This is a genomic window from Rhizobacter sp. (genome assembly GCA_021153565.1).
Classification (GTDB): domain Bacteria; phylum Pseudomonadota; class Gammaproteobacteria; order Burkholderiales; family Burkholderiaceae_C; genus Albitalea.
The window spans coordinates 1-10,238 of sequence record JAJKJU010000089.1 but is presented as its reverse complement, the minus strand read 5'-3'; the positions used below and the strand labels follow the sequence as shown (position 1 = coordinate 10,238).

The window sequence follows — 10,238 nt, the reverse complement described above, 5'->3', positions numbered from 1 at the left end:
GTATTTCGATCATGCCCGCTCATCACGCCAAAAGACCCCTGCTCGTCGTTGCAAATGCTCGCCATAGCCAAGCTATGGCTGCGCTTTGCGCCTAGATCAGGCACCTTTTGACGTGATGAGCGGGCATGATCGAAATACTCTCAGCCTCTCACTTGTGTGGCTCGCCACACGGCGCTCGGAGCGCCTTGCATCGCATCCCGCCCAGCGCCCCCAAAACGGGAACTTGTTCCGGGCCAAATCCTTTGGGAATTGCGGACAAGCAAAGGTCCGCGCACCCCGCCGTCGAAGGCGCCGGCAAGTTACAAATCGAGCGTCAAATTTCCAGGTTCTTCAAATACTCCCGGAATCCCTTGCCCAATTCCGGATGCTGCAATGCGAGCTCCACATTGGCCTGCAAGAAACCTTCCTTGCTGCCGCAGTCATACCGCTTGCCTTCGTAGCGGTATGCAAAGACTTTCTCTCGTCGCAGCAGCCCCCCAATACCGTCCGTGAGCTGAATCTCGCCCCCCACGCCGCGCGGCTGGTTCGAGATCTCGTGGAACACGCCCGGCGTGAGGATGTAGCGACCAGCCACGCCCAGCCGAGACGGTGCCGCTTCGGGAGCGGGCTTCTCGACGATGCGGCTCACATCCATCAACTTCTCGTTCACGTGCGTGCCGGCGACGATGCCGTAGCGCCGTGTGTGTTCGGCCGGCACTTCCTGCACTGCAAGAATGGACGCACGCCATTCGTCGAACTGCTCCACCATTTGCTTGAGAACCGGAGGTTCCCCCACCATCAGGTCGTCAGCCAGCAAAACAGCGAACGGGTTGTTGCCCACCAAGCGCTGTGCGCATAACACGGCGTGACCGAGGCCCAAGGCTTGTGCCTGGCGCACATAGATGCATTCCATGTCGTCGGGCTTGACGCTTCGAACGACGTCGAGAAGCTCTTGTTTACCCGCTTGTTCGAGGGCTACCTCGAGTTCGAAAGTCATGTCAAAGTGGTCTTCGATGGGGCGCTTGTGTCGGCCCGTGACGAAGATCATTTCCCGCACGCCAGCTGCGTAAGCCTCTTCGACGGCATATTGAATCAAGGGCTTGTCAACAACAGGCAGCATCTCCTTCGGCTGGGCTTTCGTGGCAGGAAGGAAGCGCGTGCCAAGACCGGCCACCGGAAAGATCGCTTTGTTGACAAACATTTTTTTCAATCTCCTGGGAATGACTCTGCCGTGCAATTCTGGCATGAGCAAATGACCCTCAACTGGTGCCATTCGTAAGCATGGACTTGCTGATCGTCGAGCCGCTGGAGGGCGAAGTCACGCAGTGGCTGAGTGCCCGCCATTCGGTGCAATACGCACCGGAATTGGCACGCGACCAGCGTGAGTTCTGCAAGGCGCTTTACAACGTGCGCGCGTTGATCATTCCGCCGTCGGTTTCCCTTGATCGGAAGGCCTTGTACTACGCGCCCTTGCTGCGAGTGGTGGGCCGTGTGAGCGCGGGCATCGAGAACATTGATCTCGATGCCTGCACGCGCGCGCGAGTCGAAGTGGTGCGCAGCGTCACCGCAACGGCGAAAGCGGAAGCCGAATTCATGATCGGCGCGTTGCTGTCTCTTCTACGCCGCGTCCCGGTCGTTGGGGCCGACGGTTTGCAGGTGGGGCGCGAACTCGGGGCCTGTACCGTGGGCATGATCGGGATGGTGCCGTCGGCGCGCTCAATGGCGCAGTTGCTCGCACCCTTCGGATCGAAGGTCGTCGGGGTACGACCCTTCGCTGCATGCTTCGGACCCAGTCTGGGACCGCTGGCGCGTCACGCCGGTGGGTCTGCGTGAACTGCTCGAAACCTGCGATGCAGTGTGCATGCTGCTCCACTATTTCACCCGGTACCACGGCCTGCTGGGCGAGCGGTTCCTGCCGCATTGCAAACCCGATCAGGTCATTGTCAGCATTGCGAATTCGAACCTGTTCGATGAGCATGCACTGGCGCACGCGCTGAACAGCGGCCGCGTGGCCGCGGCCTGGCTCGACAGCGTCGAGCCGGGCGTGCTCGACGAGGGCCGGCCGCTTGCCGGAATGCCATCGCTTCAGGTCACACCGCGCGTGGCGAGCACCACACGCGAATCGCGGTTGCGCAGCGCCTGGGCGGTGGTCAAGCGCATCGATGAACTCTTGAGCCTCACGCCCGCGGCGCAGTCGGATTTCCAGCAGACGACGCCAGGCGTTGTACTTGATCAAGAAGCCGGGACCGTGTCGCCGTGAACTCGACGACGCGCTGCTTTTCCTGATCCACCACCGCCGCAGGAGCCCGGGCCACGAAGGATTCGTTGGAGAGCTTGGCGTTGGCCTTGGCGATTTCGCTTTCGAGGCGCGCCGCTTCCTTGGTCAGGCGTTCAATTTCAGCAGGAACGTCAACCTCGACGTGCAAGGCCAGGCGCACGTCACCTGCCACCGCGACAGGCGATTGCCCCGCCGCCGTCACGAACCCCCCCTCGTCTTTGAAGAGCGTCACGTCAGATGCCTTGGCCAGCGTCTTCAAGAGCGGTGCAGCGACTTCGAGGAACGTCGAATCTCCGATTGCGTACAGCGGCACGCGTTCGCTCGGCGACAGATTCATCTCGCCGCGCAGGCTTCGCGTGGCATTGAGCAGGGCCTTCAGTCGTTCCATCCACGCGTCGGCGTGCGAATCGATCTTCTCGAGCTGAGCCTTCGGGTAGGCAGCCGCCACGATACCGAATCGGTCGTCCCCGGGCTTGCGTCCTGCCACCGGTGCCACGCGTTCCCATAACTCCGCCGTGATGAAGGGGGCGACGGGGTGCAGCAGCCGCAGCGTTGCTTCGAGAACGCGGATCAGCGTGCGCCGGGTCGCGCGTTGCTGCGCTTCGTTGCCGGTCTGGATCTGCACCTTCGCGATCTCGATGTACCAGTCGCAGTATTCGTCCCAGATGAACTGGTAGATCGCGTTCGACACATTGTCGAGTCGATACTCAGCAAAGCCTTTCTCGACCGCGGCCTCCACGCGCTGCAGCTCGCTCGAGACCCATCGGTCGGCGGGCGAGAAGCTCATGTAGCCATGGAACGGCCCGCCCGGTGCGCATTCTTCCTTCGAGTGCTCCTTCAGTCCGCAGTCATGCCCCTCGCAATTCGCAAGCACGAACTTGGTGGCGTTCCAGAGTTTGTTGCAAAAGTTGCGATAGCCCTCGCAGCGCTTGGTGTCGAAGTTGATGTCTCGACCGAGGCTCGCATAGCTCGCCATCGTGAGACGCAAGGCGTCCGCGCCGAAGGCCGGGATGCCTTCAGGAAACTCCTTTTCCACCCGCTTGGCCACCTTGGGTGCGGTCTCCGGCTTGCGCAAGCCGGTGGTCGACTTGCGGATCAGCTCCGGCAGCGGCACACCCTGGATCAGGTCCACCGGATCGAGCACGTTGCCTTCGCTCTTGCTCATCTTCTGCCCATGCGAATCGCGCACAAGGCCATGGATGTAGACGTCGCGGAATGGCACCTTGCCGGTGAAGTGCACCGACATCATGATCATCCGGGCGACCCAGAAGAAGATGATGTCGAAGCCGGTCACCAGTACGGTCGACGGCAGGAAGAGATCGAGCTCCCGGGTCTCTTCGGGCCAACCCAGCGTGGAGAACGGCACGAGCGCCGACGAGTACCACGTGTCGAGCACGTCTTCGTCGCGTGTGAGCTGCGGGCCGGCGGCGCGGCAGCTGTCGAGCAGGCGAAGCTGCGCATCGTCATTCGCGGCGCGTGCTGCGGCAATGCGGTTGTCGAGTTCGAGCCGCCATTTTTGCGCAGCCTCGTCCTCATCGCGACCCACGTAGACATTGCCTTCCTGGTCGTACCAGGCCGGAATCTGATGTCCCCACCACAACTGGCGCGAGATGCACCAGTCCTGGATGTTCTTCATCCATTGGTTGTAGGTGTTGACCCATTGCTCAGGCACGAATCGCACGCGGCCGTCCTGCACCACCTCGATGGCCTTCTCCGCGATCGAGCGGCCGTCGCGGCCTGGCTTGCTCATCGCGACAAACCACTGGTCGGTGAGCATTGGCTCGACCACCTGGCCGGTACGTGCGCAACGCGGCACCATCAATTTGTGCTTCTTTGCTTCGACGAGGAAGCCTTGTGCTTCGAGGTCGGCGACGACCTTCTTGCGTGCGACGAAGCGGTCGAGCCCGCGATAAGCCTCAGGCGCGTTCTCGTTGATCTTCGCGTCGAGCGTGAGCACGCCAATCACCGGCAGCCCGTGGCGGATGCCCACGGCGTTGTCGTTCGGATCATGTGCAGGCGTGACCTTCACCACGCCGGTACCGAATGCGCGATCGACGTAGTCGTCGGCAATGACAGGAATCATGCGATTGCATAAAGGCAGCATCACCTTCCTGCCGACGAGCGCTGTGTAGCGCTCGTCTTCCGGATGCACCATCACCGCGGTGTCTCCGAGCATGGTTTCTGGCCGCGTCGTCGCCACCACCACTTCGCCCGACCCATCGGCCAGCGGATAGCGGATGTGCCACAGGAAGCCATCTTCTTCCTCGCTCTCCACCTCGAGGTCGGACACCGCGGACTTGAGCACAGGGTCCCAGTTCACCATGCGCTTGCCGCGGTAGATGAGGCCTTCCTCGTAGAGCTTCACGAAGGTATCGGTGACCACCGTCGAGAGCTTGTCATTGAGGGTGAAGTACTCATGCCCCCAGCTCACGCTGTCGCCCAGGCGGCGCATCTGCTGAGTGATGGTGTTGCCGCTTTTCTCCTTCCACTCCCATACCTTGGCGACGAAGTTCTTGCGACCGAGGTCGTGGCGCGAAATGCCCTGTTCCTGCAGCTGCCGTTCGACAACGATTTGCGTTGCGATGCCCGCGTGGTCAGTGCCCGGCAGCCACAGCGTGTTGAAGCCTTTCATGCGGTGGTAGCGCGTCAACGAGTCCATGATGGTCTGGTTGAACGCATGCCCCATGTGCAGCGTGCCTGTGATGTTGGGCGGTGGAAGCTGGATCGAGAACGAAGGCTTCTTCTCGTCGAGCGTGGGCTCGTAGAGGCCACTCTTCTCCCACAACGGCGCCCAGTGGGCTTCGATGGCAGCGGGCTCGAATGACTTGGCTAGTTCGCTCATGAAAATCAGGCCATTCGCGGGCATATGCCCGCGAAAGACAGTTGGCTTCGGGAAGCCGTCGATTGTAGGCGTGCAGGCATACCTAGAATCGACGCCGTCTCTCACTCGGCAGGCCTGCGCGGCGCACACGGACATGACGGCATTGGCAGGTGGTTTCAGGCTCGCGGCCTTGGTCATTGCGGCGATGTGCGCAGGATGCGGCGGCGGAGGCGCTACAAGCCCGCAGTCAACAAGTGCCAGCTCCGGTTGCGACGTGACGTCACAAAACGCCTGGCTTCGCTCCTACATGAGCGACTGGTACTTCTGGGCCGGCGCATCGCCCAACCCCGATCCGTCGGGGTACCTCGACGTGCCGGGCTACTTTGACGCCCTGCGCTTCACCGGCAACGGCGTCGTGCCGGCGGACCGCTGGAGCTATATCGAAGACAGCGTGGCCTACAACCAGTTCTTCGGCGACGGCAAGTCGATGGGGTTCGGATTGTGGTTCAACACGAGTGCCGACGGACAGTTGCTCAAGATCGGATACATCGAACCGCAGTCGCCCGGCGCGGGCGCCGGCTTGAAGCGTGGCGACGTGGTGGTGTCGGTCAACGGACGCAGCTTTGCCCAGTTGCAGGCCGCCAACGACTTCAGCGCCCTGGTTCCGGGTGTTCCCGGCCAGAGCGTCACGCTCGAGATTCAAAACGGTGCCACGACCCGCTTCGTGACGCTCGTCGCAGCCACCTATGACCTCGTTCCCGTCACAGCAAACAAGGTGCTGACGCTGCCAGACGGCACCCGCGCGGGCTATGTGTCGCTGAAGGACTTCGTGCCGGTGGCAGAAGCCCCGCTGAATACTGCTTTCGCCACATTCCGGGCGGCGGGTGCGACCGAAATCATCATCGACCTGCGTTATGACGGCGGCGGCCGCTTGTCTACTTCTGCCTTGCTGGCCTCGCTGGTTGCCGGCGGATCGAACGGCGGCAAAGTCTTTGTGTCGACCCGAGCCAATGCGGCGCATCCCTCGGCCAATGACGTGTTCAACTTGTCGAGCGTGCCTGGCGCCAATTTCTCGCGTGCCGTGGTTCTTACGAGCAGGCGCACCTGCTCAGCAAGCGAACTGGTGATCAACGGACTCAAACCTTACATGAACGTCGTGACGATCGGCGGCGCCACCTGTGGAAAGCCTTTCGGCTTCTCGCCGGTCCAGTCCTGCGGCAAAGTGTTCAGTGCGGTCAACTTCGAGTCCTTCAATGCATTGGGCGAGGGCAGGTACTACTCAGGCATTCAGCCGACGTGCCCAGTCGTCGACGACATCGCCGGCGAGCTCGGCGATCCCGCCGAGAAGCTCACAGCTGCTGCAATGAGCTATCTGCAGACAGGCGCATGTCCGGCGCAGACGATGAGTGCGCAGTCGCTCGGGTCCCAGGCGCGCCGGATGCTGCAGATCGGGCCGAAGCGCGAGGGCGTGGTCATTGACTGAGAGGCTGAGAGGTTTTTCTCCGCATGCACTCAACTCCCGTTCGGGATCTCACATGAACAAGTGCTCGCCCGCGTTGTCCCCGCCGAGCACGACGTAATTCACCTTCCGGATGTCGGCCAGCTTCGTCCCGCCCGAATACGAGATGGAGCTCTGCACGTCCTCGCGCATTTCGCGCAAGGTGTCGGCGAGCTTGCCCTTCACCGGCTCCAGGATGCGCTTGCCTTCGACGTGCTTGTACTCGCCCTTGTTGAAGTCCGACGCGCTCCCGTAGTACTCCTTGAAGATCTTCCCGTCGACTTCCACGGTGCGGCCGGGCGACTCTTCGTGTCCAGCGAACAGTGAGCCGATCATCACCATGCAGGCGCCGAAGCGGATGCTCTTGGCGATGTCGCCGTGATCGCGAATGCCGCCGTCCGCAATAATTGGTTTGGTCGCCACACGAGCACACCACTTCAGCGCCGACAACTGCCATCCACCCGTGCCAAAGCCTGTCTTCAAGCGTGTGATGCATACCTTGCCCGGACCGATGCCGACCTTGGTTGCGTCGGCCCCCCAGTTCTCCAGATCGATGACGGCTTCAGGCGTGCCCACATTGCCGGCGATGACGAAGGTTTTGGGCAGCTTCTCCTTGATGTGCGCGATCATCTTGCGCACCGTCTCCGCGTGGCCGTGCGCGATGTCGATGGTGATGTAGTCGGCGCCGATGCCCTCGAGCGCCAGGCGGTCGATGACGTCATGGTCCGCCGGCTTCACGCCTGAGCTGATCGACACGAACAGCCCCTTGTCTCGCATGTTTTTCGCATACGCCACGTTGTCGAGATCGAAGCGGTGCATGACGTAGTAGTAGCCGTTGGCCGCCAGCCATTCGGTGATGGATTCGTCGACCACGGTTTTCATGTTGGCCGGCACCACCGGCAGCTTGAAAGTGCGGCCGCCGAACTCCACCGACGCGTCGCATTCGCTGCGGCTCTCCACGCGGCATTTACGCGGGAGGAGAAGTACGTTGTCGTAGTCGAATATTTCCATGCTGAGTTCCGCCTCTGAGACCAGACGTTGAATGCAGGGCCGGCTCAAGTTTGAACTGCAACACCTCATCCCCACATGAGGTAGTGCAATAGAACAAACAAGGAAGTACGAGCGGCTTGATGCGGAAGAGGGGGCCGACGAATTCTGCGCGCGGCCGCGACGGATTTCACCTCGGGCCAAATCCTAGAATGCGCGGATGACCAGTATGTTCCCTGATGAGCTGCCGCAAGACGAGCCGAAAGCGCCCACAGCGTTGTTGGCCAACCTGAATCCAGAACAATATGCCGCGGTGACCTTGCCGTCGCGCCCGGCCCTGATCCTCGCCGGCGCCGGGTCTGGCAAGACGCGCGTGCTCACCACGCGCATCGCCTGGCTCATCCAGACGGGGCAGGTGTCGCCGGGCGGTGTGATGGCCGTGACCTTCACGAACAAGGCTGCGAAGGAAATGCTGACGCGCCTGGGCGCCATGTTGCCCATCCCTGTGCGCGGCATGTGGATAGGAACCTTCCACGGTCTGTGCAATCGATTCCTGCGCGCCCATTGGAAGCTCGCAGCCCTCCCGCAAGGCTTTCAGATTCTCGATTCGGCCGATCAGCTCTCGGCCGTCAAGCGCGTCATCAAGGCGATGAACCTCGACGAGGAACGTTTTGTTCCCAAGCAAGTGACCTGGTTCATCGCTGGTGCCAAGGAAGACGGCCTGCGCCCCAAGGACGTCGAGGTCCGCGACGAGCAAACCCGCACCATGGTGAGGGTCTACGAGGCCTACGAAGAGCAATGCCAGCGCGAAGGCGTGGTCGACTTCGCCGAGTTGATGTTGCGCACCTACGAACTCATGCGCGACAACGAGGCATTGCGCGAGCACTACCAGCGGCGATTCCGTCACGTGCTGGTCGACGAGTTCCAGGACACCAACCGCCTGCAGTACGCATGGCTGAAGATCTTCTCGGGCACGCAGACAGCGGTGTTCGCCGTGGGCGACGACGACCAGAGCATCTACGCCTTCCGTGGTGCGCAGGTGGGCAACATGACCGACTTCGAGCGCGAGTTCCGCGTCGAGAAGGTCATCAAGCTCGAACGCAACTACCGGTCCTTCGGCAACATTCTTGATGCTGCCAACGAACTCATCTCCCGCAATTCGCGGCGCCTGGGCAAGAACCTTCGCACCGAGGCCGGCCCAGGCGAGCCGGTGCGTGTGTACGAATCGACCAGCGACTTCGGGGAGGCGCAATGGTTCGTCGAAGAGGCGCAGCAGCTTCACCGCGACGGCATGGCGCGCAGCGACATTGCGCTCCTGTACAGAAGCAACGCGCAAAGCCGTGTGATTGAAAGCGCGCTGTTCAATGCCGGCATTCCATACAAGGTCTACGGTGGCTTGCGCTTCTTCGAACGCGCTGAAGTGAAGCATGCGCTGTCGTACCTGCGTTTGATCGAGAACGCGAACGACGACACCAGCTTCCTGCGTGTCGTGAACTTTCCGACCCGCGGCATCGGTGCGCGCAGCGTCGAGCAGTTGCAGGACGCGGCCCGCACGAGCGGCCGCAGCCTCTATCAAAGCGTCTGCGCGGTCACGGGCAAGAGCGGCGCGAACCTGCAGGCTTTCGTCGCCATGATCGATGCGATGCGCGAAGCGACGCAGGGCCTCACGCTGCGCGAGATCATTGAGCACATGCTGCATGCGTCCGGGCTGGTCGACTTCTACAAGACTGACAAGGAAGGCAAGGACCGTCTCGAGAACCTGGAAGAGCTGGTGAATGCGGCTGAAGCATTCGTGACGCAGGAAGGATTCGGCAAGGATGCAGTGGCGCTGCCGATCGACGAGCACTCGGGCACCTTTGCCGCGGGTGCGGGCGCCGTGGCTGCGGCGATGGAGCAGGTGCCCGACGCTGAGACCGGCGAGATCATGTCGCCGCTCGCCGCTTTCCTCACGCACGCGTCTCTCGAAGCCGGCGACAACCAGGCGCAAGCCGGGCAGGACGCCATCCAGCTCATGACGGTTCACTCTGCCAAGGGGCTGGAGTTCGACGCCGTCTTCATCACGGGGCTCGAAGAGGGTCTCTTCCCGCACGAGAACAGTGTGTCCGATGTCGACGGGCTCGAGGAAGAGCGTCGCCTGATGTACGTCGCGATCACGCGTGCCCGCAAGCGGCTGTACCTGAGTTTCAGCCAGACGCGCATGCTGCACGGCCAAACGCGCTACAACATCAAGAGTCGCTTCTTCGACGAACTGCCGGCGGCGGCGCTCAAATGGATCACGCCGCGCAACCAGGGCTTCGGCTCAGGCTTTGCGCGCGAGTATCAAGCGGCGTGGTCACGCGGGTCGGGCCTGGGATCGATCGTCGGCGCCGGCAAGGTCGAGGAGCGTGCGCCGTTCGCGCCCAAGGCGCCGAGCCACGGCCTGCGTGCAGGGCAAAGCGTGTTCCACAACAAGTTCGGCGAAGGCGTGATCGTCACGCTCGAAGGCAGTGGCGAGGACGCGCGGGCGCAAGTGAACTTCGGCCGGCACGGGATGAAGTGGTTGGCGCTGAGCGTCGCGAAATTGACGCCGGTGGCCTGAGAGGCTGAGAGTATTTCGATCATGCCCGCTCATCACGCCAAGAGACCCCTGCTCGTCGTTGCAAATGCTCGCCATAGCCCGGGCTATGGCTGCGCTT

The 10,238-nt window shown here is 62.1% G+C and carries 7 protein-coding genes; 4 read left to right on the top strand and 3 right to left on the bottom strand.

The annotated features are described in order from the left end of the window. Positions 1 to 313 precede the first annotated feature (313 nt). Positions 314 to 1,180 carry a UTP--glucose-1-phosphate uridylyltransferase GalU gene (gene galU, locus AC30NL_RS05685; protein WP_489463042.1) on the bottom strand — a complete coding sequence of 289 codons (867 nt, stop codon included), beginning with the start codon at positions 1,178 to 1,180 and terminating at the stop codon, positions 314 to 316. 80 nt (positions 1,181 to 1,260) lie between these two features. On the opposite strand from galU, the gene AC30NL_RS05680 reads away from it, so the two are divergent. Beyond that, positions 1,261 to 1,812 carry a hypothetical protein gene (locus tag AC30NL_RS05680; RefSeq protein ID WP_489463041.1) on the top strand — a complete coding sequence of 184 codons (552 nt, stop codon included), beginning with the start codon at positions 1,261 to 1,263 and terminating at the stop codon, positions 1,810 to 1,812. After that, positions 1,799 to 2,239: an NAD(P)-dependent oxidoreductase gene (locus tag AC30NL_RS05675; protein WP_489463040.1), complete on the top strand. Its 441-nt coding sequence runs from the start codon at positions 1,799 to 1,801 to the stop codon at positions 2,237 to 2,239. The genes AC30NL_RS05680 and AC30NL_RS05675 overlap by 14 nt, the downstream gene beginning before the upstream one ends. Here AC30NL_RS05675 and AC30NL_RS05670 read toward each other — a convergent pair. Further along, positions 2,157 to 5,099, bottom strand: coding sequence for a valine--tRNA ligase (locus AC30NL_RS05670; protein WP_489463039.1), 2,943 nt, complete (start codon positions 5,097 to 5,099; stop codon positions 2,157 to 2,159). The two genes, AC30NL_RS05675 and AC30NL_RS05670, sit on opposite strands and share 83 nt — an antisense overlap. A 253-nt stretch (positions 5,100 to 5,352) precedes the next feature. Between AC30NL_RS05670 and AC30NL_RS05665 the strand changes: the two genes are divergently transcribed. Then, on the top strand, positions 5,353 to 6,561 hold the full coding sequence (locus AC30NL_RS05665; RefSeq protein ID WP_489463038.1) for a S41 family peptidase: 1,209 nt from the start codon (positions 5,353 to 5,355) through the stop codon (positions 6,559 to 6,561). A gap of 48 nt (positions 6,562 to 6,609) precedes the next feature. On the opposite strand, the gene AC30NL_RS05660 is transcribed toward AC30NL_RS05665, so the two are convergent. Continuing rightward, on the bottom strand, positions 6,610 to 7,587 hold the full coding sequence (locus AC30NL_RS05660; RefSeq protein WP_489463037.1) for a GMP reductase: 978 nt from the start codon (positions 7,585 to 7,587) through the stop codon (positions 6,610 to 6,612). A 196-nt stretch (positions 7,588 to 7,783) separates the two neighbouring features. Between AC30NL_RS05660 and AC30NL_RS05655 the strand changes: the two genes are divergently transcribed. Then, the gene (locus tag AC30NL_RS05655) at positions 7,784 to 10,141 is read left to right on the top strand and encodes a UvrD-helicase domain-containing protein (protein ID WP_489463036.1); all 2,358 of its coding nucleotides are present in this window, start codon (positions 7,784 to 7,786) and stop codon (positions 10,139 to 10,141) included. Positions 10,142 to 10,238 lie beyond the last annotated feature (97 nt).